24 protein-coding genes and 1 pseudogene are annotated in these 26,312 nt (G+C 62.6%); all 25 read right to left on the reverse strand.

All coding sequences use genetic code 11. From position 1 onward, the window contains the following. Window positions 1-2 precede the first annotated feature (2 nt). A complete protein-coding gene (gene fliI, locus XcyCFBP4188_RS04230) occupies window positions 3-1,385 on the reverse strand; it encodes a flagellar protein export ATPase FliI (RefSeq protein ID WP_006449782.1) in 1,383 nt (460 codons plus the stop codon). After that, window positions 1,382-2,002 (reverse strand): FliH/SctL family protein, encoded by a 621-nt coding sequence (locus tag XcyCFBP4188_RS04235; RefSeq protein WP_006449783.1) that lies wholly within the window; start codon window positions 2,000-2,002, stop codon window positions 1,382-1,384. The genes fliI and XcyCFBP4188_RS04235 overlap by 4 nt, the downstream gene beginning before the upstream one ends. Next, window positions 1,999-2,988, reverse strand: a complete 990-nt coding sequence (fliG, locus tag XcyCFBP4188_RS04240; RefSeq protein ID WP_006449784.1) for a flagellar motor switch protein FliG — start codon at window positions 2,986-2,988, stop codon at window positions 1,999-2,001. The genes XcyCFBP4188_RS04235 and fliG overlap by 4 nt, the downstream gene beginning before the upstream one ends. Before the next feature lie 10 nt (window positions 2,989-2,998). Further along, window positions 2,999-4,729 carry a flagellar basal-body MS-ring/collar protein FliF gene (gene fliF, locus XcyCFBP4188_RS04245; protein WP_006449785.1) on the reverse strand — a complete coding sequence of 577 codons (1,731 nt, stop codon included), beginning with the start codon at window positions 4,727-4,729 and terminating at the stop codon, window positions 2,999-3,001. A 13-nt stretch (window positions 4,730-4,742) separates the two neighbouring features. Further along, window positions 4,743-5,114, reverse strand: coding sequence for a flagellar hook-basal body complex protein FliE (fliE, locus tag XcyCFBP4188_RS04250; RefSeq protein ID WP_006449786.1), 372 nt, complete (start codon window positions 5,112-5,114; stop codon window positions 4,743-4,745). A 790-nt stretch (window positions 5,115-5,904) separates the two neighbouring features. Next, window positions 5,905-9,408: a glycosyltransferase gene (locus tag XcyCFBP4188_RS04255; protein ID WP_104591686.1), complete on the reverse strand. Its 3,504-nt coding sequence runs from the start codon at window positions 9,406-9,408 to the stop codon at window positions 5,905-5,907. Between the two features lie 177 nt (window positions 9,409-9,585). Next, window positions 9,586-10,140: a class I SAM-dependent methyltransferase gene (locus XcyCFBP4188_RS04260; RefSeq protein ID WP_104591687.1), complete on the reverse strand. Its 555-nt coding sequence runs from the start codon at window positions 10,138-10,140 to the stop codon at window positions 9,586-9,588. After that, window positions 10,137-12,008, reverse strand: a complete 1,872-nt coding sequence (locus XcyCFBP4188_RS04265; RefSeq protein ID WP_104591688.1) for a class I SAM-dependent methyltransferase — start codon at window positions 12,006-12,008, stop codon at window positions 10,137-10,139. The genes XcyCFBP4188_RS04260 and XcyCFBP4188_RS04265 overlap by 4 nt, the downstream gene beginning before the upstream one ends. 198 nt (window positions 12,009-12,206) lie before the next feature. Next, window positions 12,207-12,701, reverse strand: a pseudogene (locus XcyCFBP4188_RS04270) (FkbM family methyltransferase); the annotation flags it as partial. A gap of 53 nt (window positions 12,702-12,754) precedes the next feature. After that, entirely contained in the window at window positions 12,755-13,063 is a 309-nt protein-coding gene (locus tag XcyCFBP4188_RS04275; protein WP_233368319.1) for a hypothetical protein, read from the reverse strand. A gap of 345 nt (window positions 13,064-13,408) precedes the next feature. Next, entirely contained in the window at window positions 13,409-14,638 is a 1,230-nt protein-coding gene (locus tag XcyCFBP4188_RS04280; RefSeq protein WP_104591689.1) for an FkbM family methyltransferase, read from the reverse strand. 66 nt (window positions 14,639-14,704) lie between these two features. After that, window positions 14,705-15,319, reverse strand: a complete 615-nt coding sequence (locus XcyCFBP4188_RS04285) for an LbetaH domain-containing protein (RefSeq protein WP_104591690.1) — start codon at window positions 15,317-15,319, stop codon at window positions 14,705-14,707. After that, a complete protein-coding gene (locus XcyCFBP4188_RS04290; protein WP_104591691.1) occupies window positions 15,316-16,455 on the reverse strand; it encodes an aromatic ring-hydroxylating oxygenase subunit alpha in 1,140 nt (379 codons plus the stop codon). Before XcyCFBP4188_RS04290 ends, XcyCFBP4188_RS04285 begins: the two co-directional genes overlap by 4 nt. Window positions 16,456-16,487: 32 nt before the next feature. Further along, on the reverse strand, window positions 16,488-17,147 hold the full coding sequence (locus XcyCFBP4188_RS04295) for an acetyltransferase (RefSeq protein WP_104591692.1): 660 nt from the start codon (window positions 17,145-17,147) through the stop codon (window positions 16,488-16,490). Next, window positions 17,144-17,923 (reverse strand): SDR family NAD(P)-dependent oxidoreductase, encoded by a 780-nt coding sequence (locus XcyCFBP4188_RS04300; protein WP_104591693.1) that lies wholly within the window; start codon window positions 17,921-17,923, stop codon window positions 17,144-17,146. The genes XcyCFBP4188_RS04295 and XcyCFBP4188_RS04300 overlap by 4 nt, the downstream gene beginning before the upstream one ends. Then, on the reverse strand, window positions 17,920-18,687 hold the full coding sequence (locus tag XcyCFBP4188_RS04305; RefSeq protein WP_104591694.1) for an SDR family NAD(P)-dependent oxidoreductase: 768 nt from the start codon (window positions 18,685-18,687) through the stop codon (window positions 17,920-17,922). The genes XcyCFBP4188_RS04300 and XcyCFBP4188_RS04305 overlap by 4 nt, the downstream gene beginning before the upstream one ends. After that, window positions 18,684-19,724, reverse strand: a complete 1,041-nt coding sequence (locus XcyCFBP4188_RS04310; RefSeq protein WP_104591695.1) for a ketoacyl-ACP synthase III — start codon at window positions 19,722-19,724, stop codon at window positions 18,684-18,686. The genes XcyCFBP4188_RS04305 and XcyCFBP4188_RS04310 overlap by 4 nt, the downstream gene beginning before the upstream one ends. A 5-nt stretch (window positions 19,725-19,729) precedes the next feature. After that, complete coding sequence (locus XcyCFBP4188_RS04315; RefSeq protein ID WP_006452276.1) at window positions 19,730-19,954, reverse strand: acyl carrier protein; 225 nt, start codon at window positions 19,952-19,954, stop codon at window positions 19,730-19,732. 63 nt (window positions 19,955-20,017) lie between these two features. Continuing rightward, a complete protein-coding gene (locus XcyCFBP4188_RS04320) occupies window positions 20,018-21,127 on the reverse strand; it encodes a DegT/DnrJ/EryC1/StrS family aminotransferase (protein ID WP_104591696.1) in 1,110 nt (369 codons plus the stop codon). A 121-nt stretch (window positions 21,128-21,248) separates the two neighbouring features. Beyond that, window positions 21,249-22,733 (reverse strand): sigma-54 dependent transcriptional regulator, encoded by a 1,485-nt coding sequence (locus XcyCFBP4188_RS04325; RefSeq protein ID WP_104591697.1) that lies wholly within the window; start codon window positions 22,731-22,733, stop codon window positions 21,249-21,251. Beyond that, on the reverse strand, window positions 22,726-23,109 hold the full coding sequence (locus XcyCFBP4188_RS04330; RefSeq protein ID WP_005997154.1) for a response regulator: 384 nt from the start codon (window positions 23,107-23,109) through the stop codon (window positions 22,726-22,728). The genes XcyCFBP4188_RS04325 and XcyCFBP4188_RS04330 overlap by 8 nt, the downstream gene beginning before the upstream one ends. 8 nt (window positions 23,110-23,117) lie before the next feature. Continuing rightward, window positions 23,118-24,521, reverse strand: coding sequence for an RNA polymerase factor sigma-54 (gene rpoN / locus XcyCFBP4188_RS04335; RefSeq protein ID WP_006452273.1), 1,404 nt, complete (start codon window positions 24,519-24,521; stop codon window positions 23,118-23,120). A gap of 223 nt (window positions 24,522-24,744) precedes the next feature. Then, entirely contained in the window at window positions 24,745-25,377 is a 633-nt protein-coding gene (locus XcyCFBP4188_RS04340) for a response regulator transcription factor (protein WP_003482986.1), read from the reverse strand. A 70-nt stretch (window positions 25,378-25,447) separates the two neighbouring features. Continuing rightward, window positions 25,448-26,014, reverse strand: coding sequence for a PilZ domain-containing protein (locus tag XcyCFBP4188_RS04345; RefSeq protein ID WP_006452272.1), 567 nt, complete (start codon window positions 26,012-26,014; stop codon window positions 25,448-25,450). Then, window positions 26,014-26,307: a hypothetical protein gene (locus XcyCFBP4188_RS04350; protein WP_006452271.1), complete on the reverse strand. Its 294-nt coding sequence runs from the start codon at window positions 26,305-26,307 to the stop codon at window positions 26,014-26,016. The genes XcyCFBP4188_RS04345 and XcyCFBP4188_RS04350 overlap by 1 nt, the downstream gene beginning before the upstream one ends. Window positions 26,308-26,312 lie beyond the last annotated feature (5 nt).

Below are 26,312 nucleotides of genomic sequence, written 5' to 3' on the forward strand. Positions count from 1 at the left end.
GATTAGTTCTCGGGTTCGACCAGCCGCTGCAACGCGGACAGGCTGTCGGGCAGGTGGGCGGCCTTGTGGACGTCCTGTCCGAGGAATTCGACGATGTCCGGCCAACGCGCCAAGGCTTCGTCGGTGGCCGGGTCGCTGCCGCGCTGGTAGGCGCCGATGGCGATCAGATCGCGGTTGGACGAATACGCCGAGAGCAGCCGCTTGAGCTTGCGGATGCGCAGGCGCCAGGTGTCGTCGGCGATGTCCTGCACCACACGGCTGACTGAGGATTCCACATCGATGGCCGGGTACAGGCCGCTGTCGGCAACCCGACGCGAGAGCAGGATGTGGCCGTCCAGAATCGCACGCGCGGCATCGGCGATCGGGTCCTGCGGGTCGTCGCCTTCGGTCAGCACGGTGTAGAAGGCGGTGATCGAACCGCGGCCCTTGGCGCCGTTGCCGGCACGTTCCACCAGCGCCGGTAATTTGGCGAACACCGACGGCGGGTAGCCACGGGTGGTCGGCGGCTCGCCCACCGACAGTCCGATCTCGCGCTGCGCCTGGGCGAAACGGGTCAGCGAATCCATCAGCAGCAGCACGTTCAAGCCCTGGTCGCGGAACCATTCGGCGATGGCAGTAGCGCGGTAGGCGCCATGCAGACGCGCCAACGGCGGGCGGTCGGCCGGGGCGGCCACCACCACAGCGCGGCGCAGGCCTTCTTCGCCCAGGGTGGTTTCGACGAAATCGCGCACTTCGCGGCCACGTTCGCCGATCAGCCCGACCACGATCACGTCGGCCGAGGTGAAGCGGGTCATCATGCCGAGCAGTGTCGATTTACCGACGCCGGAGCCGGCGAACAGGCCCACACGCTGGCCGCGGCCGATCGGCAGCAGCGCGTTGATCGCCCGCACGCCGACGTCCAATGAGGTAGTGATGGGCTCGCGCGCCAGCGGGTTGATCGACACGCCGGCCATGCTGACGCTGCCTTCGCCGCGGATCGGGCCCTTGCCGTCGAGCGGGGTGCCGTCGCTGTCGATGACGCGGCCGAGCAGGCCTTCGCCCACTTCCACGCCGCCGCGGCGGCGCGAGGGGACCACGCGGGCATTCGGCAGCAGGCCATGCAGTTCTGCGCTGGGCATCAGATAGGTGCGTTCGCCGGCAAAGCCGACCACTTCGGCATCGACCCAGCCGCCGTCGACTTCGACCTTGCAGGTGGCGCCCATCGGCGCTTCGCAACCGGTGGCTTCCAGGGTCAGGCCGACCGCGCGGCGCAGGATGCCTTCGCGGATCAGGGTGCGGCCGGCAGTGGGCTCCAGTCCCAGCCCGCTCAGGCGCGTGGCCAGGCGCAGGTTGCGCGCGTCCAGCCAATCGGCCGGGGCTGGGGTGGCTGCCAACACGTCGCTCACAGGCCCGCTCCGGATTTGCGCATGACGGTCTCCAGCGCGGCCCGCAGGCGCGCATCCAGTGTTCCATCCACGCGCACGCTTTCGGCGTGCACGCGCAGGTCGCCGCGGCTCAGGCTCAGGTCCGGGGCCACGCGGGTGGTGCTGCTGGGTGCCAGATGCGGCAGCAGCGCGGTGATGTCGTCCGGGTGCAGGCGCACCTCGACTTCGCGACCGGCACTGCCGACCGCGTCGATGGCTTCGTGCACCAGATCGGCCAGCAGCTGCGGTTCGACCTGGTAGGCACGCCCGACCAGGGAACCGGCGATGCGCACGGCCAGCTCGCCGAGCGCGCCGACCACTTCGTTCTCCAGCCGCGCCAGCGGGCGGGTGAAGTTGTCCAGGATGCCGTCGATCTGCGCAGTCAACCGGCGCACCTCGGACTGGCCCTGGGCGAAGCCTTCGGCATGCCCACGCTCCAGACCTTCCTGACGGGCGGCGTCTTCGATGGCCTGGATCTCTTCCAGGGTCGGCGGACGCAGCACCGGCTCATAGATCGCCGGTTCGTCGAAGTCGGTTTCCGGCAGCGCCGGGGCCATGTGCAGGTCGGGGGCCAGCCAGCGGGTGACGATGTCGTTCATACCATCGCCTCCGCACCGGCGCCGCCCAGGCTGATGGCACCTTCGTCAGCCAGACGGCGGACGATGGTGAGGATTTCCTTCTGCGCCGCTTCCACGTCGGCCAGGCGTACCGGGCCACGCGCTTCCATGTCTTCGAGCAGGATTTCGGCGGCGCGCTGGGACATGTTGCGGGTGATCTTCTCGCGCACCTTGGTGTCGGCGCCGCGCAGGGCCAGGCCCAGGCGCTCGCCGGAGACTTCGCGCAGCAGCGTCTGCAGGCCGCGGTCGTCCAGGTCCACCAGATTGTCGAACACGAACATCAGGTCCTGGATCTTGCTGGCCAGGTCGGCGTCGATCTTGCCGATCTCGCCCAGCACGCCCTGCTCGGGGCCGGTGTCCAGGAAGTTGAGGATATTGGCAGCGACCTTGATGCCGCCCACGTTGGACGACTTGAGGTTCTGGTTGCCGGAAAACTGGCGCTCCATGATGTCGTTGAGCTCGCTCAGCGCATTCGGCGGAATGCCGTCCAGGGTTGCGATGCGCAGCAGCACGTCGGCGCGGGTGCGCTCGGGCAGCAGCTTCAGCGCTTCAGCGGCCTGGTCGCTGTCCAGATGCGCCATGACGATGGCGATGATCTGCGGGTGCTCGTTGCGCACCAGGTCGGCGACCGCGCGCGGGTCCATCCACTTCAGGGTGTCCAGACCGGTGGTATTGCGGCCGAGCAGGATGCGGTCGATCAGGCCACCGGCCTTGTCGGCGCCGAGTGCCTGGATCAGCACGTTGCGGATGTAGTCGTCGGCCCCCACGCCCAGCGAGGTCTTGCCGGCCAGTTCGCCGTTGAAGTCGTCCATCACCCGCTCGACCTGGTCGCGCGAGATGCCGGTCATGGTGGCCATGGCGATGCCGATCTTCTGCACCTCCTTGGGGTCCATATGCTTGAGCACTTCGGCGGCGTCGCTTTCCCCAAGCGACAGCAACAGCACGGCGGCGCGCTGTACTCCGGTCATCGGCGGTGTTTCAGGCTTCACTGGCGACCCATCCCTTTACGACTTGTGCGACACGTTTTGAATCGGCTTTGACGGCTTCGCGTGCGACCCGCATGCGTTCTTCGTAGGCGTCCGGCAGGGCGATCGGGACTTTCTTGTCCTGACCGAGCTGGGCGGTGTCTTCTTCCAGGCGCGGCATCAGGTCGTCGTCATCGACCATCCGTACATCCGCGCTCTGCGGAGTGCCATCCTTGCCGCCCTTGCCTTGCTTGTCCTTGACCACGGTCACGCCGGTGAGCTGACGCAGGGTGGGGCGCACCACACCGAACAGCAGCGCCAGCACCACCACCGCACCGACCAGCAGGCGCAGACCGTTCTGCACGCGCGGGTCTTCCCACCACTTGGGGCCCTCTTCGCCGGCCACCGCTTCACGCACGAACGGGGCATTCATCACCGACACCGTGTCGCCACGTGCCGCGTCGAACCCCACGGCCTGCTTGACCAGACCCTCGATGCGGGTGAGCTCGGCGGCAGTCAGCGGCTGTTCGACGATCTTGCCCTTGGCACCGGGGCGCGGCACGTTGTCCAGCAGCACCGCCACCGACACCCGCTTGATGCGGCCGGCCGGCTGACGGGTGTGTTGCAAGGTGCGGTCCAATTCGTAATTGCGGGTGGCGCTCTTGGAACTTTCGGTCGGCGCGGCAGGCGCGGCGGCCTGGCCATTGGCAGCGGCCGGGGCGCCCGGTGCGCCGGCAGTGGCGTTGGCGGCCGGGGCCGGCGGCTGGCCGGGGCTGTTGCTGGTGGCGCCCGGGGGACCTTGCGGGCCGGTGGCGCTGGTGCTGGTGTCGTTTATCTGCTCGCTGCGCAGCTTGGCCGGCTCGCCGTTGTAGAGCTCGCGGGCTTCTTCGACCACCGAGAAATCCATGTCCACGCTGACTTCCGGGTTGACCCGGCCGGCGCCGGTCATCGGCTCAAGCAATTCGCGGATGCGCTGGTTGTAGGAGCTCTCTTGGCGACGCACCTGTTCGAACTGGGCGGCGTGCTGGGCGGCGTCGCTGTTGGGGTCGGCGATGGAGAGCATGCGGCCGCTCTGGTCGACCACGGTCACGCGCTCGGGGGTCATGTCCGGGATGCTGGAGGCGACCAGGTTGACGATGGCGTCGACCTGATTGCGTTCCAGGCCCTGGCCGCCGCGCAGCTCCAGCACCACCGAGGCGCTGGCCACATCACGCTGGCGTGTGAAGGCGCTGGGCTTGGGAATGGCCAGATGCACGCGGGCCTCGCGCACCGGGCGCAGGGTGCCGATGGTGCGCGACAATTCGGTTTCCAGGGCGTGCTGGTAGCGGGCGTTTTCCACGAACTGGCTGACGCCGAAGCCGGGGTCTTTTTCCATCAGCTCGAAGCCGCCGCCGGTCTCTTTACCGGTCAGGCCGGAGCCGGCCAGCTTCAGGCGGGCATCGTACAGACGGTCCTGCGGCACCGAGATGGCGCCGGTGTTCTGGTCGATCTTGTACGGGATCTGCGCGGTACGCAGCAGGTCGGCCGCTTCGGCATTGCCCTTGTCGTCCAGGCCGGTGTACAGCGACTGATAGCCAGGTTTCTGCGACCAGTAGAACACCGCCAGACCGGCGCCCACCGCCAGGGCGATCATCGCCATCATGGTCAGCTTGCGGGTGATCTGCAGGCTGCGGACACGGTCGAACCATTGCCCGGCCTTTTCGGCATTCTGGTTGATGTTTTCTTTGGAAATCGCGAGTGCCATGTGTCGTTAACCCTTACAGCGGCATGTTCATGACGTCCTGATAAGCCTGGACGAGACGGTTGCGGACTTCCACGGTGGCGCGGAAGGCCACCTGGGACTGCTGGGAGGCGACCATGACCCGTGCCAGATCGGCACTGGGGTCGCCCATTTCGAATGCTTTGGCCAGCGCGCCGGACTTCTGCTGGGCCTCGTTGACGCCGCCGATGGCGCCGCGCAAGGTCTCGCTGAAGCTCGGTGCCTGGGTGGCCGGGGTGCCCTGCGTGCCGGCCAGCCCCTGGATCTGATTGCCGCGCGCCGCATCGCCCACCGCGCCCATCGGGCCTTGGCCCATCTGCGTCTGGTAGCTGCGGATCTGCGAGAGGATGGAGGTAACGGAATCGCTCATGGGTGCGGTCAGCCAGGGAGGCATCCACACCAATGCAAGCGGCGTGCCGAAACCGCGCCGGGATTCCGGCGCCGGGGCGGGGAGGGTGCTGTCGCTGGGCTGCGGGGCGGTCTGCGGCAGCGATTTCTCTGCGCTGGCGACGCGGGCACCTAAGTGTAGAGTCCGGTGCTTCTTTAGCCGGGCCTTGTCGACACGGCGCGCGTCTGTTCAGCCGGTTTGTCCAGCAAGACGCGGGCCTGTCTGGCGAAGAGCAGCCGATCTGCGGGTTTGCTGCGGGGCCCTTGCCCGCCCACCATCGCGGGACACGCTGCAAGTACGTCCTTGTAAGCTCTTACGCGGCATCCATGCCGCGTAAGGTCCCGCGACGGTGGGCGGGCAAGGACCAGCCGAGGTGGTCGGTGTGCAGGGTGTAAGCAATGCATGACGTGCTTCTGATGCGCTGGATCTCTGTAGTTGCGGCCCGTACTCGCAAGCCAATGCAACCTGCGAGATGGCCCGCCTTTTACTTGGCTACCGATCAACTTCCTGGTGCGGTGTCCTCGCCGCTTGCGGGACCGTGTGGCGGCATGGATGCCGCCACCGAGCCCCCAGGGACGGGTTCACGGCGTGTCCCGCAAGCGGCGATGGCACCGCGCGCTCGACCAACCAGGCTTTTGATCTATTCACTTGACTGTAGCTAAACGACGCTACGACTCGATATCTGTGCGGCTGTGAGCTGATTGAGTCGGCGGGCTTGGTTTCGATGACAACGTGTCTTAACACTAGTGCATGCACCCACGCACTTGACCAGCTAATCCGGCAACCACGCCTCACGCCAGCGATCGAGATTGCTGCCGGTCAACATCCAGTCGCGGCGAACGACTTCACGCAATGCCGCGCCCTTTGCCGCTGCAGCAGCCGGGTCGGCCAGATGCTCGCGGATCGCGCCGATCCAGTCGCGGTAGCGGTTCTTCACCAGCGTCACCGGCAGGTTGCCTTGGTAGCAGCGCACGTCGCTGGCGATCACCGGGTAGCCGCAGGCACCGTATTCGAGCAGGCGCAGGTTGCTCTTGCACGCGTTGAACAGGTTCTGCTCCACCGGCGCCAGGGCCAGATCCAGATCCAGCGCGGCCAGCGCGGCCGGGTAGTGATCGATCGGCACGCCAGGCTGGAAGTGATGGATGTGCTGGCGTAGCGCGAACGGGTACATGCCCATGAACACCCAGTCGACCTCGTCAGCCAGCTCGCGTACTACATCGGCGATCAGTTCCAGGTCGCCGGTGTGGCTGGCGCCGCCGGCCCAGCCGATGCGTGGGCGACGTCCGCGTTCGAGCGAACGCTCCGGCAGTGCGTTCCACCAGTGCGGCGGCAGGCGGTTTTCGGCCACGCGGATATCGCTGTGCAGCCCGGCAAACGCCTCGGCCAGCGCCGGGGTGGAGACCACAAAGCGATCCACCAGGCCCAGCCCGCGCCGCACGGTCTTGAGAATGTCCTTGGGCATGTGCTCGCGGTGGGCATTCTTCAGCGGCAGGTTGGGCAGGTAATCGTCCAGCTCGTAGACCTTGAACGCGCGCGATAACGCCTTCATGCGGCGCATCGCCTCCAGCCGCGCTTCGCCCACCTGGCGTTGCAGGATCACCACGTCGGGATCCTGACGCGCCAGCTCGCTGATCTCCAGATAGCCGTTGAACAGCACGCCTTCCACCATGCCGCCCTCGCGTAGAGCACGCAGCGGCTGGATCACCCGATAGTGGCCGCAGCCTTCGATATCGGCAGGTAGCGCGATGACCGTCGGCAGTGGTCGCCACGATTGCAGCGGCCGCCAGCTGGCACGTGGGTCGGCCAATTTGAAGCCGGCGCCGGGGTCCAGCGAAAAGCCAGGGTTGTAGGCCGGGTCGTTGGCCATCGCCGGCAACCAACGTGCGTACATCGCCTCTTCGTCGAGGGCAGTGGCGGGCGCTGCTTCGGGCGGGTCGATCAACACCTGCGCGCGCGCGGCATACACATTGAGATAGCCGGCCTGCTGCAGGCGCAGGCACAGATCGACATCGCTCCACTGCGCCAGTGCCGGCTCCAGCGCAAAACCGCCTGCGTCGATAAACAACTGACGCGGCAGCATCAGGCATTCGCCACTGAGTGCGCTGTAGTTCTGATCGAGTTGCAGCCGCTGTAGATAGCCGGATTCGTCGAACGCAGCGCCTTCGAATGCGCGTGCTGCCGGTGCACCCAGGCCCAGCAGTAGACCGGCGTGATGCACGGTACCGTCGCCGCGCAGCAACTTGCCGGCTACTGCGCCGACCTCTGGCCGCAGCGCATGGTTGAGCAACTGCGCCAGCCAATCGGCCTTGATCGCTGCCGCGCCCGCTGCCAGCCACAGCAGCAGGTCCCCATGTGCCTGCTCGGCTGCGGCATTGCAGGCCGCCTCGCGCGAGGGTTCACCCTCAAAGTGCAGCACGCGGATCTGCTGCAGGCCGAGGTTGTCGATGCCCGTCAGCCAGTCGCGCAGCTCCGGCTCGGTGCTGTCGCCGCGATCCAGCAGAAGCAACTCGTAATGCGGATAGGCGGTATTGGCGAGCACGCTTTCCAGGCAACGCTGTACCTGCGCGAGGCGTCCATCGACCAGCACCAGGATGCTGACCAAGGGCTGCGGCGCATGCTGGTAATCCACAACATGGCGGCCGGGACCGTTGCTGCTCACCACCGCTTCCACATAGCCGCGCGCGGCGAGATGGCGGGTGATGGCGCGTTGTTCGTCCTCGTCACTGTGCCGGGAGGTGGTGGCTGATGCCACAAGTAAGGGTTCGGCGATGTGTTGGATGCAGGCCAGGCCGTAGCGCTCGACCAGCCCAAATTGGTAATCGAGCTCGAATGCGTCGCTCGTTTCGGTTGGAAAGCCGCCATCGGCCAGCAACGTGCGGTGCCGGAACAGCCAATGCCGCGACATCGTCGATGGCGCGCTCAACAGCATGTCCAGATACAACGCCGGCCGCATCGCCAGCCCCAGCTGACCGTCGTCCAGCGCGACCACTTCGTCGGCGTAGACAGCCTGGCAATCGTCCGGCAGAGCGAGCATCTCCAGCGCCAGCATCAACAGGCCGCTGGCAGTGAAGAGGCTGCCGGCTTCGACCAGCAACACCCAGTCGATGGACTCCTGCGTGGCGATGGTCCGATTGAGTGTGGACAACAACCCGTCGGGGCCGACCAACACACCGCACTCCCCATGCTCGGCGACCTGCTGCGGCGAGCTGCTGAAAACCCAGGTCTGCTGATTCCGATAACACGCCACCGCCGCCAGACTGGCCTGAGTTGCGGCCACCGCTGCCGCATCGCCATTGCTGTCGACCAACATCACTGCGATCTGCGGGCCGCCTGCATGCGCCTGCAAGCGTGCATCGATCAAGGCGCGTTGGACCTCGCTCGGATGCCGCACGCCCAACCAGGTGGACGGCGACACGCGCTCGGCCATGCCGGCGCTTTGCATCAGCGCATTGACCAGATCCACCGACTTGAACACCCGCGCCTTGTGCGGGCTGAGCGGGGCCACGCGCACCTGGCGATTGTCGCCGTTTTCGCGTCGCCAGCCGAGTTGGCGGATGCCTTGGCGCAAGTCTTCATGGCCCTGATCGCCGATGCCGGGTTGATCGCGGCCGGCCTGACTGAACTGCGCGCTGGACACGCGAAAATGCGTGAGCGTGCTGGACAGCAGAGCCAGGTTGCCGTGACGCAGCAGCTTGACGTAGATCGCCAGATCGCCAACCCAATGGATGGCCTTGCCGTTCAACATCATCAGCTCGCCACCCAGCGCCACCAGGTCGGCGCGCCGTGCAAGCACGCAACTCGGCTCGCCGATAAAGTTGATGGTGTGGTCGGCCAGGAACGACACCAGCTCCGGCCCGTCGATCAACACGTCTTCGTCGAACGGGAAGCTGGTGGCCAGGATGTCGGGCAACGGCGCACCGTCGTCGTCGATGCGCAGCCGGCACGAGGACGCCAGCGCGGTGCCAGGATTGCGCTCCAATGCGCTGACCAGCTGTGCGATGCAGTCCGGCTGCAGCACATCGTCGTCGTGCAGGAACTTGACATACTCGCCCTGCGCCAGGCCGATGCCCTTGATGGTGCTAGCGAGTTCACCAAGGCGGGTTGTATTGCGGTGGTAGCGGATCGGAAAGGGGACGTCAGCCAGCCTCGACGCCAACACGGCCTCGATGGCGCCATCGGCGTTGTCGTCGCAGATCACCAGCTCTAGCGCCGTGTAGGTCTGCGCCAGCACGCTGTCCAAGGCCTGCGCAAAGTGCCGGGGCTTGTAGGTCGGCATGACGATGCTGACCAGGGCGTTCGAAGGTAGTGGAGCGTCAGGCATCTGTGTGATGAAGGCTGTGGCGGGGGAGAGTATTACGGTCAAACTGTAGGGGAGCCATCGTGCTTGGGTCCGCTCGGTCGACCCGGTTTCTGCTCGTAGAGGCTTCGAGCTAGCGAATAGCGAACGCTGCAGTCAGATTTCCGCAGTGTCGGTCTGCTTTAGAGGAGTGGCAGCTTCTCGCCGCGCAATCAAATTCAGGTGCCAAGGCTCGCTGTCCGGGCCTTCCGTCAGTCTTTGCACATCGGTGAAGCCGATATCGGTGAGCAGGGACATCAGAGATTGCTCGGTGTAGCCCCAACGATGCGCATCTTCCCTACTGCCTCCGCGTGCCTCGTCGCGCCAACCCCAGAACCCGGCGAATGCATGCAAGTTCTGGTCCGCCAGGGAGCTGCGCTCCAAGCCGAGAAGTTGGCGCGCATGGAATGTAATGTCGGGGACAATCACATGCAGCATGCCCGCGGGTGCAAGTAGCGCGTGCCAGTGCGTCAATGTGGCAAGCGCATCATTCGGATCGAGATGCTCCAACATGTGCCGGGAATAGATCTCCGCAACGCTACCGGGAGCAGCGATCCTGATCGCTCCTGCATCACAAACGTGGTCGGTAGCTTCAGTCTGCCTGGAATCAATATTGATATAGCCGTCCAGTCGTTTTGAAGCACACCCGACATGTAGCTTGAGCTGATTCATAGGTTGCTGATCACACAGACAATGTGAGAGGCGTTGTCGTGCCGAATCGAAATATCGTAAATGCGATAGTCGGGAGACTGTTGCAGGAAGAGATGCAGCCAGACGTCCGGCGGAAAGATCGAGACATGGCTATGACCATCGTCGTAGCAGGCGATGACATGAAAATTAAAGCGAGCTGTTCGGTGCAAAGATCTTGTCAACTCGGCTAGCTCATGGGGCTGGATATGCTCAAGAACATCGGCAGAACAATTAAGGTCGACATGCTCCAATGTAGAACTGGTTAGATCCTGTTGGGAAAACTCGATGTTGTCGCCTTCTGGAAATTCCGGCGACCTGGCCCAATCCAGGCCGATAACGCGAGGCACGGACTTCGCGATTTCGGCGACGAAGGCACCATTTCCGCAGCCAACCTCTCGCACGTTCGCAAACCGACGTTCGGCAAGAAATTTGGTATACGGCATAAGCCAGTTGTTGCGTTGAAACAGCGGATTGTTTTCATGCAGACGTTGGTAGTACGCCGCGTCCAATACCTTGTTTGCATATTCGGCAGGAGCGCTATTTGCGCTTAAAGCATGCCCGATCGATGTGTAGGTCGCAGCGAGCCTTGTATAGAGCGAAATGGAAAGTTCTTTGTGAAGCGCAGCGTCTTTTGAAGTTCCGCGCTTTATTCCTCCGTTCGTGGATGCGCTACCGCCCTCAATCGTGCTTTCGATCTGTTCAAGACGCTGATGAACCAGTCCTCCCCCCGAGCGGATAAATGCCTCAGCCGGAAAGCTGCGTTCCCAAAGCATGACTTTGGAATAGTCCCACCAATGGTCGAGTGTTTCGCGAGCATGATGATGTGCCAATGCGGGCAAAGCGGGGAGGCGTGGTGCTGCACGTTCGGGGCATAACAACTGGTTCCAGAATGTTGGCGAAAGCAATGTCTGGAAATGGATCTGCTCGTAGGCTTGGCTATCGTCGTGACCTTGCTGGGCAAGCGGGACAAATGGTTGATAAAGCATATGGGCGGTTTTATCGAACCATTTGGCTTCTTGCAGTAGGCCCGATGAAATGCCTACCAGCTCAACATTCTCGCGCGTACCGAGAATCTGGTAAGCATTGTGCAGGCAGCGGATCGGGGATTGGCCGGTGATTCGCTGTAGCGTTGCCATCTCCTCGCTCGCGGCATCTTCGGCCATAGGATGCGCTTTGTACAGAAGACGCCTGCCTGCGCATAATGTCCGCAACTGATCAGAAAAGTCCGCACACTTTAATACATGTCCGTCAGCAGAGATCAATGATGCATCGTATGGCGCCTGACCGACAAAGACGATGCCGCCGTCCAGTGGAGTAAAGGAATAGCTGCGCTCGTCGTGCAGGCGGCGCTGATGCATTCGCACGTTTGCTGCAAGTGTTGCGGCTTCGAGACGTAGTTCCTCCGAGGTAACGGTATGCGTGGACACACGCTTGGTCATCAACTGCTGCGAACTACGCAGCGCCACGTACAGATCACGCGCGAAGCGAAGCGGCGAGACACGGATATCGAGGAAAGGGATGCTCGCCTGAGTGCAAAAATCCATCAGCCATGGCGGCATTTCAAGTGAAATTAGTAGGTCGCATGGTGGTAAGTGTTGCTTCAAATATTCTTCAGCCCGTTGCGGCAGCTGGTAGTAGTGCTTAGACCAAGAGCCAGAATCGGAAAATGCGAGTCGGCGAAAATAATCCAGATCAAAGCTCTGATAACGACAGTAGTCGCTATCGAGCGCAAAGCCGATCTCGATTCCTGAGCCCTGTAAAATAGGCTCTCTGATCAGATCGAAAAAAGCTTCCGGAAAGGCGCGCGTATCTCTCAGTAAGTCCGGAACAAGAATGATGCTGGTGGTCATCTTAAAATTTATCCAGTGCGGGCGCTTTGGCTATTCGACATGGAGAATAGTGTTGTAGAAGAAAATTGTCAGCGCCCCGTAAAATTGATCCAGCCATGGCCGGAGGCCTCCGAGGATTCAGGAGGGGCGGAGTTGAAGAGAAAAATTCGAGGGCGTCAGTCATCGCTCTATCTTTTCCAAATCGCAAATCTCCTTGGCTTACTCCGCCCAGGGCGGCGGTGCGGCACCGGCGACGGGCGATGCATACAAAACGAGGTCGTAGTAGTGGGCGGGAGAGTGCTGGCGTAGACGGAAGTGATAGCCATCCACCAATTTTTCCAGTTGCCCCACGATATCCAGTAGATCCTGGGCGTAGTGGTACACGCAAATAGCCATACGGGGGCGCTGGGTACGGATGAGGTGAGATGCGCCTTCAAGTGCCCTGGCTTCAAACCCTTCGATGTCCAACTTCAGTAGCGTTAGCCTTTCCAATTCGTCGTCCAGGCGTGTAGTAGCCACGGAGATACCGCCATCCGGCGAGACATGGCTGGAAACGGTGCCGGTCTCCTCGAAGCGCAGCGTCGTCTGTTCGTTGGAGATGGCTTTTTTGATGGCCTTGAAATTGTGCCGGGGAAGGGGGATGGCGCTGGCGATGCCCTCTAGTTTCTGGAAGTTGATGCTATCGGGTTCAAAGGCGGTGATGCTTTCGTAGGGAAGCGCAGGCGATTCCAGGCCAGCACCAATGGCGTAAATTCGAACGCGAGTCACTACACGAAAATGCCCGTGTCTGGTGACTTCAGTCGACGCGATACTTGCAACTCCGGTAGCAAACTGGATAAGTCCTGCAGTTCCTGCAGCAGTGCGATGCTGCCGTGATCGTAATCGACCGCACGCACCGTACGGAAACGACCATGTGCCTTTGCAATCTGATTCATCACCTCTGGCGAGTGATTGGAAAAAATGACGATCAGCGCATCGTCGATCGATTCCTCCTCCAGCGCCGAAGGTGATCTGACTGGTAAGCCATGGACGGTCGTACCCTGATTCTCCGGCCGCGGGCAGATGGTGTACTGCAAGTTCAGCTGTTGGCTGACGCAAGGATAAAAGTCGCGGAAAAACTGCCCCGCGCCCCAACCGATTAGCTTGGTCTTGGCTGGATCCAGTCCTGGATATTTGATGCTGGCTCACGCGATGGAGCCGGTGGCTAGCGCCATGGTGATGAGTTCCTGTTCTCGGCCGCAGATAGGAGTTGCGGCAAACGTGTCCTTAGTTCCATGTGGCTACTCTGGCCTTGGATTAGGCAGGGCCTTTGCCAACATGAGCGCACTTGCCTGGAAGCCATCTTTGCGACATGCATTAATGCAGCCACCAAGGCAGACCGCTCCTGGCTGGAATAGACAGCGATACGCAAAGCGGATCGTTCAATAAAAATAGAGACAGGTATCCCAGCGATCCTCGGTATGGTGGCGCAGGCCGATACGGTAGTCGTCGCGAATGTTTTCAACTGCATCAACCAGGTCAAGCAGGTCCGAAGAGCGATGGTAGGCAGAGATCGCCAGAGTTGGACGTCCCTTTGCGATGTGCGCGCTGGCACCGCGTAACGCACCCAACTCGGCACCTTCAATGTCCATTTTTATCAGTGTTGGTGTGCGATCGAGCAGGTCGTCCAGACGGCGCACTGGGACGTTGTGGCAGTGTGCCTGCCCCGACGGTACCAACACCAGTTGGCCACCGTGTCCGCCCTCGTGCAGAAACGGCAGTTCGCCGTCGGCTTCTCCCAACGCGCAGGGTATCAACTCGATTTGACCGTCATCGCTATGCAGTAAAGGCCGGCTCCGAATGAACTCCTGCAGCGTGCTGCCGTTGATCTGGTCTGGCTCGATCATCCAGATTTTTTCAAATCGTCCATCCACGCTGTCGAGAAACGCGCGGCTCGATTCGGCGATCGATGCACCGCAGTCGGCGAAGCATTCTTTTAAGCCCGGCACAAACAGGCCTGAGCGGAAATACAGACTCGAATACGGCTTGGCTGCGTGAAGGACCCACTCCGGGTTACAGGTCAAATGCGCCAATAACACACTGAACAGGGTAAAACGCGAATAAGGGTCGTCAAGGCGGGCAGCCAAAGCATCGAAGCGCGGCAAGTTGCACACGATGTAGCTACCCCAGTCGCTAACGCGGTGATCGCTGCACGCTGTGATGCCTAGCCAGCGGATAGCCTGCTCGTAGTTGAGCAGAGGGATCTTGTGCGCAAGCGCGAGATGTTTGAAGTAGCGGCGTGAGTAATCGAAGCGACACGTGTTTACGCAGACAATTTGGCGCGTACTGGCCCACTCGATCAGGGTAGCGGAGCTGATAAACGGGATGCCGTGGAAAGTATGGCCACTGTCGACCTTGTAATCGTCGACCACGCCAACAATGTCTACCCGCGCTGCGGCTTCTCTTACGAATACGTTTCCGAAGAGTTTGCTGCCGAGCAGCACTACCTGCACCTTCTCGCCTTTCTCTTTCAAAATTCGACGCGCTTCTTGCGGTACGCAGAAATCTAGCTCGCGCACATACGAATCGGCGTAGGCAGCAAGGCATTCACGCAGGATGCGATCGTCCCCGTTGGGATCGATGCTCATCCGGGGATATTTATCCAGCGTCATGACATATTCTCGAGAAAGTGGAGGTGAGCAAACCTGTCGTCGGGGCTGCCCGGATGATCAGGCCAATCATAGAATGTGAGCTCCCTGCGGCATCAGCGCATCGTGAAAAGAACGGTCCGGCAGGTTGGCCGGCAGCGGACCTGGCAACAGCCATTCGCAATGTCGACCAACCTTGGTGCCTGCGCCTGCGATACTGCCGCTGCCCAGCGTGCTGCCTTGCCCGATGTCCGCACCGCGCCCAATGGAGACGCCGGCATGCATCGTCGTGCAGGCACCCAGGTGGGCATCGGACTCGATGACAACCTGGCGGTCGAGCCAACTGCCAACGCCAATGCGTGTTCCAGCAGCCACGTTGCAGCCGGGCCCGATGTAGACATTGCCCATCAGACGCACATCGTCGTCGACGATGGTCGTCGGCGAAACCAGGTTCGCCAGTCGATAACCGGCAAGCCGCAGCTGCGCGATCAGCTTGTGGCGTGTGTAGTTCACTGCACGCGCGTCTAGCGCGACGAAGATTTTCGTGTCAGTCGCCGGAAACTGAGCCAAAATCTCGCTCAGGTCGAAGTTGTGGCGGTCTGCCGATTGCAACGCAACGACGGTATGCGCCAATCCACATGCGCTTGCCAGGCGCACCGCATGGGCAAGCGCATCGTCCTGCCCTAGCAGCAGGAGCGACGTCACGGCGCGTCCTCCAGCACCGCATCACGGTACCAACGGTGCTGGCGCACTAGTTGAATCTCGTAATCGCCGTGCATGATGAGGTCGGAGTGCGGTCCAAAACCGGCCTGCATGCGTTCCAGCAAGGCGGTGTCCTCAGCAATGACCGTGCGCTCACCTCGGATCAGATCGCTTAACAGGGCCGTGAAGTCGGTGCGCTCGTGCTTGCGTTGTGCCGTCATCACCCAAAGATGGTAGTCGGTTTCCGATGGCGACACCGGATCGTATTGCTGCAGCAGGAAATAGTCGCCCCGAACGCTGCAGAAGTTGACGTTCGGGTAGACGAACCAGTTGTAGTAGGCCTCGTCCTCGCCATAGCGATCGCATAGCGCACGAAACCAGCTGTTTTGCGCGGTGATGTGTGCCTTGACCGGAAAGCTGAGCTCGCTCAACGCGGGAACGGCTTGCGATCGCAGCAGCTGTTTCACCGGCGAAGCATTGTCGGATGCGGACTCTTGCGTACGTGCCGCCTTGTCCGTACTCGTCATCAACGGGCCAAAGGTCTTGGGATGAACGAAAGGGACATGGTTGTAGTCCTTGACGTTCTCCATATTCAACTTCCAGTTGTAGCGCACCCGATGGCAGCTATAGATGATCTGCGTATCCAGATGCGAGGACGCCAGGCGGAGCTGCTCCAGATACTCGGGTGAAAACTGTTCGGTCAGCGGCAGCGGCTGCTCGGCGAAATTGACGAACAACAGCTGGCCGACTTGCTCGATATGCAACTTGCGCAGGCAGATGGCGTCCTTCTCTTCAGCGGTGAACTGGTACAGACCTGGGTTGGGCAGCCCACGCAACTCGCCTTCCGGCCCGAACGACCAGGCGTGATACGGGCATACCAACGGTCGCTTGCCATGGCTGTCGATCTGGATGGCCGATTGGCGATGCGGGCACTGATTGATGAAGGCGCGAATGCCGGCATCGGTGCGCTGTACCAGCACCGGCACGCCGGCCACCTGGCGCGCGAAGAACTGATTGCGCTCGGACACAAGCGAAGAAAAGCCTACGAATGTCCACAACCGGCCGAACAGCCGCTGCTGCTCCAAACGGTAGGTCTCCGGATTGGTGTAGTGCTGAACGTCGAGCGCGTGGCGCGTCATATTCCCAAAGTCCTGATCTGCATTTTCCTGGCCTACCTGCTGAAAATCACACGCGCAGGATTACCAGCCACGGTACTGTTGGAGGGCACGTCTTTCACAACTACGCTGCCAGCTCCGATGATCGCGCCGTCGCCGATCCTGATGCCGGGAATGATGGTGGCGTGCGGGTGAATCGTTACCTCGTTGCCAATGACTACGCCGCCGCCGATGAAAACGAAACTGCCAATCTGCACGTAGTTACCGATAGTGACTTCGTGCGCAATGATGGAGGTGGAAAGCACAGTGACGAACTCACCGAGTCGGCTGCCTGAGCCGATAGAGACGCGCGAATCGAACACGCCTCCGCGCCCGATGTAGCCGGCAGCGGCCTCGCGCGACGGCGGCGGATGAAACACGATGAAGTCCGCACCCTTGTCGATCAGCGCACGGGAATAGCGCCGTCGCGCTGCAGGGTCTCCGATCGCGCAGATGAAGATATCGCCTTCTACGGGGTGATAGGTGGAGGGGTCTCCTACGATCGGCCAACGCGATGTGCCATGCAGATGCGTGCGGTTATCCAGAAATCCCTTGATGTCCCACTCCACCCCGTAGGCTGGATCTTCGTGATACGCCAGCGATGCGATATCCCGCCCAAAGCCACCGGCGTTGACGATCAGCAGGTGGTAGGGCGGGGCAGGTGTATCGGCGGTCATGCGAATTCCACGCCTCCATCCATGCTGAAGGCCTGTCCGGTCACCTTGCTGCTGGCATCGGAAAGAAAATACAGACAGGCCAGCGCCACGTCGTCGGGCTGTCCGATGCCCAGCGGATAGCGCTTGCGGCTTTCTTCGAACCAGGCCTTGTCCTCATTGATCAACGAGGTCTCGACCAAGCCGGGGCACAGCGCGTTCGCGCGGATCTTGCGGCGCGCCAGCTCCAGCGCCAACGGCCGTAGCGTGCCGACCAGTGCAGCCTTGGAGCCTGCGTACGGGCCCACACCCACCGTGCCGGTGAGTGCGGCGATGGATGAAAGGAAGATCACCGAACCTCCAGGCTTCAGCGATTGCCGCGCCAACAGGTGGCGGGTCAGCATCACCGGCGCCAGATAGTTTATGTCCATGACCTCGCGCAGGAATTTTTCGCTGACCAGTTTCATGGGCGACAGCCCGCGAATGCCGGCGCTGTGCACCACACCGTCGACGGACCCGCAATCGGCAGCGAGTTGTTGCACGACAGCCGCATCGCTCAGGTCGCCAGCAAACAGGCGATGGCCATCGCCGTGCAGCGATGCCAGCGTGGTTTGCAGACGCTCCGCATCGCGCCCGGTGACGATCAGGCGTGCCCCTGCGACAGCGCATGCACGTGCGACCGCTTCGCCAATGCCTTTGGATGCGCCGGTCACCAGTACGGTCTTGCCGTGCAGGCCATACATGTCGCGCAGCAGCGCGGAAACGGGATCGTCTGCTGCCATGATGGTGTCGATGCTCATAGGCGGATGGGCAGGGAAATCCCGCCATCGATGGTCAAGGTGCTGCGGGTAATCCAGCGGCTGGCCGCCGACAGCAGATACACCGCGCCTTTGGCGATGTCGTCCGGGTCGATGCGCCCCAGCGGCGTCAGCCCGATCTTGTCGTCCAGGTCTGCTGCGGTGCCCAATTTCTTCAGCATGGGCGTGTCCACGTAGCCTGGCGCGATGCAGTTGGCGCGGATGCCGTGTTTGGCCTGTTCGAGCGCCAGCGTGCGGACCGCAGCTTCCAGCGCTGCCTTGGATGCTGCGTAGCCGGCGGCGGCCTGAGGTGCCGCGCGTGCGGACAATGCCGAGATATAGACCAACGATGCGCCTTCGCTCAGGCGGCGCTTGACCAGCAACTGCTGCGTCAGCGCGATCGGTGCCAGATAGTTCACCGACAGCATCTGTTGCAGATGCTTTTCTGCGGCCATGCGGAACGGCACCAGCGCCGCGATGCCCGCGCAGGAAACCAGCCCGTGATACCGCTCTGCAGCGTTGAGCAGACGTGTACGAGTGTCTTCTTCGGTCAGATCGCCGGCCACTACCGCATGCCCGCTGCCCTGCAACGCGCCGGCTACCGTATCCAGTCGCGCGATGTCGCGCCCGGTGAGCACCACGCTCGCGCCCAGACGCGCGCACAACGTAGCGACCGCAGCGCCGATGCCCGACGACGCGCCGGTCACCAGAACGGTCTTGTTTTGCAGCCCGAACGCATCGGTGGTTGCTGCAGGTGTGGCCGTCATGACTCGATCAAATCAGGAAACACCGCGCCCTCGATATCCACCAGGCAGGTGCCCCACGACAGCCCGATGCCGAAGCCGCATAGCAGCACGCGCTTGCGGCCGGCTTCCAGTTCCTTATTGATGCGCGCGGTCATGGTGACCGGCAGCGAGGCGCCGCTGGTGTTGCCGAAGTCGCGCAGCGTGGAGGGCACTTTTTCCGTCGGCAGGCCGAGCTTCTTGCGGATGGTTTCGTTGATCATGCGGTTGGCCTGGTGGAACACGAAGTAATCCACCTCCTCCTTTGACACTCCGGTGTAGTCGAGCAGTTTCTGCACTGCTGGCGGGATGCGCTGGGTAGAGAAGCTCAGCACTGCCACGCCGTCCAGGATCAGGTCCACGCCACGTTTCCAGGCACCATCCGCCTCGTCGCGATACGGCACCAAGTGCTGGATGCCGACCGGTTCGCGGTGGCCGCCCACCGGCAGGATGATCGCCTTGTAGCCACTGCCATCGCTGTTGAGATCGAAATGCATCGGCGGCGCGTCGGCACTGAACTCCAACGCAGTGGCGGTGCCGGAATCGGAAAAGATCGGGTCTTCCAGATTGGCGCTGCGGTCGCCGACCAGCAGCAGGCCCTTCTTGACGCCGCCGGCGGCGATCATCGAGCCGAGCAGATTGATGCCGAACGGGTAAGCCGAACAGCCCAGATTGACGTCGAAGGCGACGGTGGCATGCGACAGCCCAAGCCGGTCCTGCAGGATGATCGCGGTGGCCGGAATCGGATAATCCGGTGATTGAGTCACCACGATCAGTGCGTCGATCTCCTCGCGCTTCCATTGCAGTTTTTCCAGCAGCACCTGCGTCGCATCGAAGGCCAGGTCGGAGAAGCACTGCCACTCCGAGGCCATGCGGCGCGTCTCGATACCGATGTTGCGCACCAGGCGCTCGCGCTCGGAACGGATCTGCGGCCGGCAATCGGTGAGATTGGACACCACCCGCTTCGGCACGCATGTCGCCATGCCGGCAAAGCGAACATTGTGCAGCGTGGAGGTCGGCATGGTGCTTACGCCTCGGTCAGTTTGTAGAGATCGCCGACAGTGATTGCCGTAGTCAGGTCCTCGCCGGTGATGGTCTTGCCGTATTCCATATCGAACATCACGATCACGCCCAGAGCGGCCAGCGAATCCCATTCCGGGAGTTCGAGCAGCACGGTGTCGGTGGTGACCTCGACCGGCTCCTGAAAGTCGGTAGCGGAGAGGAAGTTCTCGATAAACGTTGCCTGGGTCATGCGATCTCGCCTGGTTGCCTGTTGAAGTTTCGGGAGCCTGAAAAAACGTGAAGCGTGTTGCGGTCATGTTGCCTGTTGGCCGGCGATCAGATCGGCAATGGTATCGACCTGGTCGCGGGTCAAGCCAGGAAAGATCGGCAGGCACAACACCTGCGCCGCCACCGAACGCGCCACCGCCAGCCATGCCGGTGCGGACGAGGGCAGGGCGCGATACATCGGGAAATCGCTGATCAACGGATAGAAGTAACGTCGTACCAGGATGCCGTGCTCGCGCATCAATTGGTAGAGCGCATCGCGCGCCAGCGGGTAGTCGTCCTGCACCAGAATCGGAAAGTACGCGTAGTTGGCAGTGGCGTGATCGGGCCGCGCAACGCAGCGGATGCCGCGAATATGGCTCAATCGCTGCCGATACTGCGCGTCGATGGCGCTGCGCTGCGCGATGGCGTGATCGATGTGCTTGAGTTGCAACAAGCCGAACGCCGCGCTGATCTCATTCATCTTGCCGTTGATGCCCGGCGCCACCACCGTGGTTTCGTCGACGAAGCCGAAGTTCTTCAGATGCCCGATGCGTTGATAGGTTTTTTCGTCCGGGCAGATAATCGCGCCGCCTTCGAAGGTGTTGAACACCTTGGTGGCATGAAAGCTCAACACACTCAGATCGCCATGGCGCAGGATCGAGCCGCCGGCATCGCGCACACCGAAGGCATGCGCCGCGTCGTAGATCACCTTGAGGTTGTAGATATCGGCAATACGCGTGATCGCCGCGGTGTCGCACGCCGTGCCGTAACAATGCACCGGCATGATGGCGGTGGTCTGCGGGGTAATGGCCGCTTCGATCTTGGACGGATCCATGTTGAGCGTCACCGGGTCGATGTCCACAAACACCGGGGTGATGCTTTTCCACAGCAGCGAATGCGCGGTGGCCACGAACGAGTAGGGCGTGGTGATTACTTCACCGGTGATGCGCAGCGCCTGCAGCGCGGTGATCAACGCCGTGGTGCCGTTGGTCAGCAATGCCAGATGCGACACGCCGAGGTAGTCGCACAGTGCGCGCTCGAGTGCGCGATGCATCTCGCCACCGTTGCTGAGGATGCGGCTGGTCCAGATCTGCTCCAGATAGGGCAGAAATTCTTCCAGCGGCGGCAGCAGCGGACTGGTGACGGGTATGGTCATCAAACACTCGGCAAGTGGAGTCGGCACGTCGATGTCGATTCCGTTCGCAGCCGATGGCTGCGAACGGAGTGATCCTGCTGAAGCAAGCGCTATGCCAGCAAACGTGGCCAGTGCGCCGGTCCTAGTTCGCCAGCTCGGTTTGCTCGCGATCGATGCCGTACTTGCGCAGCTTTTCCACCAGCGTGGTGCGGCGCAGGCCAAGCAGCTGCGCTGCATGCGCCACCACGCCCTGGGTGCGTTCCAGTGCCTCGTTGATCAGCGCCAGCTCGATGTTGGCCATGTGACCACGCAGGTCGATGCCATCGTCGGGCAGGCTGGACGCGGTAGCCGGTTCGGCAGTGGCCGATTTAGGCTGCAACGTCACCACATTGCTCGGCAAGGTGCTGACCTCTGCCGGTGCGGCAACCAACGCCGGCTCGGGCGGAAGTTCGAGCGCCGTGGCCGCGGCAAAATCGCCGCGATAGCGTGCCGGCAGATCCTGCACGCGCACCAGACCGCCCGGGTGCAGCACCGCAAGGCGCTCCACCAGATTGGTCAGCTCGCGCACGTTGCCCGGCCAGTCGTAGCTGCGCAGCGCCTGCAAGGCTTCGTCGGCAAAGCGCACTTCGCCGCGCCCGGTGCGCGCCAGTTGCCCGGCGATGGTCTGCACCAGAATGGCCAGGTCGTCCACGCGTTCGCGCAGCGCCGGCATTTCGATCGGAAACACGTTGAGGCGATAGAACAGATCCTCGCGGAACTGGCCATCGCTGATGCGCGTTTCCAGATTGCGGTGGGTGGCGGCGATCACGCGCACGTTGCAGCGGATGGTCTGGCCACCGCCCACGCGCTCGAAGCTGCGCTCCTGCAGCACGCGCAGCAGCTTCACCTGCATCGGCAGGCTCATGTCGCCGATTTCATCGAGCAGCAGCGTGCCGCCCTCGGCCATTTCGAAGCGGCCCTTGCGGGTGCTCAGGGCGCCGGTAAAGGCACCTTTTTCGTGGCCGAACAGTTCGCTTTCCAGCAGGTCCGGCGGAATCGCGCCGCAGTTGATCGCCACAAACGGCCCATCGCGCCGTGGCGAGTGCTGGTGGATGGCGCGCGCGACGACCTCCTTGCCGGTGCCCGATTCGCCCAGCACCAGCACGGTGGTGTCGAACGCCGCCACCTGGTCGATCAAGCGGCGCAGACGGGTCACCGCCTCGCTGTTGCCGGTCGGGCCGGTGTCCTGCTGCACGCCGGCCTGATGCTCGGCATCCAGCCGCTTGAGGCTGGCACGGCGCAACAAGGCTTCCAGCTGCGCGTGACGCAGCGGCGTGTCCAGCGTCCAGACGTTGGCTTCGTGCAGCCCGTGCGTCTGCGCGAACGCGCTCGGGCTGCCTTCCATCAGCAGCACCGGTGGCGGCAGCTTGGCATCGGCCAGCCAGTCGAAGAACTTGTCGGCCTGTGCAGCATCCTGCGCCGAGCCCACCATCACCGCCATCCACTCATCGTGGCGATGACGGCCAGGATTGATGTCGGCGCCGTCGGTGACCCAGCGTGGATTGAAGTCCATGAACTCGAGCAGCGACACGGTACGCTCGGCGCGCACGGCATCGCTGTCGATCAGCAGAATGCGGGACTCACTCATTCCTGGCTCCTTCCGTCAGGCCCTCCAGGATTGGCATGACTTCCTGGATATAGGACAGCTTGCTAACAAAATTGTCAGCACCCGCGCGAAGGGCATGTTCACGATGCTCTGCATCGTCAAAGTGGCTCGCGATGACAATATACGGCGGATCGTCTTGCGTCTTGATCAAACGGGTCGCCTGCAACCCGCCCATCTCCGGCATGGCCAGGTCCATCAACACCACATTGGGGCGCAGCGACTCAGAGCGCTCGATCGCTTCCAGCCCATTGGCGGCACTGCCCACGATATTGAGCCACTCCACTTTGCGAAAATGACGCATCGCAGCGTTGATGAAGCCCTCGTGGTCGTCGACCAGCAGCACGGTGAGTTTGCTCATAGTAGTCCTTATCCTGCCCGGGCAAGCAGCGGTTTGTTGATGCGGCGGCGCTCGCGTGCCGGGGCGATGTCGAGTTGTTCGCGGTACTTGGCCACAGTGCGACGGGCAATGTTAACGCCCTGACGCGACAACAGCCCGGCGATGGCTTCGTCGGCCAGCGGCCGGCCGGCCGGTTCGCTTTCGATCAGTCTGCGCACCATCGCCTTGACTGCCTGGCCGGAGACGCTGGCGCCTTCCAGACGCACGGCAAAGAAATGCTTGAGCTCGAAGGTGCCGCGCGGGGTCTGGATGTATTTACCGGTGGTAATGCGCGAAATCGTCGATTCGTGCATGCCGATCTCATCGGCGATTTCCTTCAGCGTCAGCGGTGCCATGGCTTCTTCGCCACGCACCAGAAACGCAGCCTGACGCTCGACGATGGCACGCGTGGCACGCAGCAAGGTCTCGTAGCGCATCGACAGGCCACGGGTCAGCCAGCGCGCTTCTTGCAGCATGTCGCGCAGCGGCTGGGCGGCTTCGCCGGCCTCGGCCAGTGCGCGTTCGTGCACGGGATTGATGCTCACGCGATGCGTGGTGGCTGGATTCAATGCCACGCGCCAGCTGCCATCGGCATGCCATGCGAGCACATCCGGAATCACGCTGGCGTTGCTCTCCTGCAGCAGGTCGTCGCCTGGACGCGGTTGCAGCGAGAGGATCAGGCGAACTGCTTCGCGCGCATCGTCGAGCTCGGCGTCGTGTGCGCGTGCCAGCAACGCGTAGTCGTGGCTGGCCAGCAATTCCAGATCGCCGGACAGAATGCGCGCAGCCAGATGGCGTGCCGGCACGCGGCCGGGCAGGGCGCTCAGCTGGGCTTGCAGACACTCGCGCAGATCGCAGGCGGCCAGGCCGGCCGGGTCGCCGTGCAGCAGGCGCTGACGGATCGCTTCCACTGCCTGCACGGTCATACCCAAGCGAGTGGCGCCGAGCTGCTGCAGGGTCGCCAACGCTTCGCTCAGATAGCCGGCGTCGTCGGTCTGCTCCAACCAGAACGCGGCGGCCGCCAATGCGGCCTCGTCCAGGTCCAGCGCCAGTTCGCGCAGGATGCGCACATGCGGGTCGGTGGATTCGCCAGCGGCAACGCGCTGCATGCGGTCGTCGTCGCCATCGTTCCAGTTGCTGCTTTGCACATCACACATCGTGCTCTCGGGGAGCTCGTCGAAGGCGGCGATATCTGAGGCGCCATCATCGCTGGTCGCGGCGTCGTCGCTGCTGTCGGCCAGTTCTTCCAGCTCCAGCAGCGGATTGGTTTCCAGCGCGCGACGGATTTCCAGCTCCAGCTGCATGCCGTCCAATTGCAACAGACGGATCGACTGCAGCAACTGCGGGGTCAGGTGCAGTTGCTGGCCAAGCTGGGCGGAAATGGTCGTCTTCATCGAAGCGCTTCCGTAAGGCGCCGCATGTAGCGGCGATGGAACGCATCTTGCAGGACAACGCGACGGGTTTCTAATCAGGGAGTGGTGTGAGGTGACTCATGATATTCCTGACAGCATGTCAGGAACTTCCTGACACTACAGGCGGGCTCAAGCATGCCCGCCGGAATCCCGTCACTGTTTTGGCCTTCAACTACCTGCCAGACGCTCGAATCGAGCGAACGCCTCAGACCAGCTCGTTGTGATGTTTGGCGGCCAGCAACACCAGGTCGTTGGCACGCCGGCAGCCGAGCGATTCCATCATGCGCGCGCGGTGTGTCTCCACCGTCTTGACGCTGATGCCCAGGTCGGCGGCGATTTCCTTGTTGCTCTGGCCGCGGCCGATCTCGCGCAGGATCTCGCGTTGGCGCGGGGACAGCGCGGCGATGCCGACCGGTTTTTCGCGGCCCAGCATCGGCGCGATCATCTTGGAAGAAATCTGCGGGCTCAAAAACACCTGGCCGGCGGCTGCAGCACGCAGCGCCAGTTCCAGTTCGAGCGGCGCGGCGTCCTTGACCACGAAACCGACCGCGCCGCGATCCAGCGCGTCGCGCACATGCACCGGGTCGTCGTGCATCGACATCATCACCACATGCGTACGCGGCGCAGCGCGCAACACATCGGTCATTGCATCCAGGCCGCTACGGCCGGGCAGGGACAGGTCCATCAACACCAGATCGGGTCGGTGCAGGGATGTCATATCCAGGGCTTGTTGCGCATTGCTGGCCTCGCCAACGACATCGATGCCGGCGAAGGTTTGCAGCAGCCTGGACAGGCCGGCACGTACAAGGGTGTGATCGTCGACGATGATGACTCGCACGGCGCAGAAGAGACCTTTTTTCAGTAAAGGGCACCTTAGCCGACCCAGCGCCTCGCGCCAACAGGCGGCGTCAGCGCTGGCGGCGGGCGTCGGCGATCTGACGGCGATGCAGACGGAACAGATGGCGTTCCAGTGCGTCCTGCAGGCCGGGCGAGAGCGGCGCAAACCGCAGCCACAGCCAGTGATCGTGGTCATCGTGGGCGCTCGCCAACACCTCGGCGGGCAGCTGTACCAGTTCAGGAAGCCAGTCGGATGGCTGCAGGCAAACGCTGCCAACCGTGCCCGGCGGCTGGCTGCTTGCGCAACTCAGGCGGATCCCGCGGACCGACCAGCGCACCGTGCCCTGGATCAGTCCGGTGTCGGCTTGCCGCACCAGGCGGCCGATCAAGGCCAGCATCAGGTCGAGTTTGGCATCCATGCGCTGCACCAGCAGCGGCAGGTCGCCGCGGTCTTCGCTGGTTTCTTCGCTGCGCAAGTCTTCCACCTGGCCCAGGCTGCGCAACAGGGTTTCTGCGGCACTGTGCGAGCCGGCATCGCTACCGGCGCGAAAACCGGCCGGCAGACGCAATTCGCAGCTGAGCGTGTCGGCGAACAGCGCGGCATCGGCGGATGGCGCGAGTGTGCCGAGCGTACTCATCAGATCCGTCCGACCCGGGCGTAGGCGCGGCTGGCTGTCGATGAGGTGCGCTGTGCGCGGATCATTTCCGCCAACTTGCGTTGGCGCTCGCGCATCAGACGCATCAGGTCGTTGTGCATCGTCAGCAAGGTTTGCAATGCGTCGCGATCCTGGTTCAGATCCACATGTTGCGCATATTCGCGCAAATGCAAGTCGTGGTTGTCCAGCATCTGCGGCATGACCTCGAACTCCTCATGCGCCATGGCCAGGCGGATGTCGGAGATTTCGGCTTGAAGACTTTGCACGCTATGCATGGTTG

The sequence above is a fragment of the Xanthomonas hortorum pv. cynarae genome, assembly GCF_002939985.1.
Classification (GTDB): Bacteria; Pseudomonadota; Gammaproteobacteria; order Xanthomonadales; family Xanthomonadaceae; genus Xanthomonas; species Xanthomonas hortorum_D.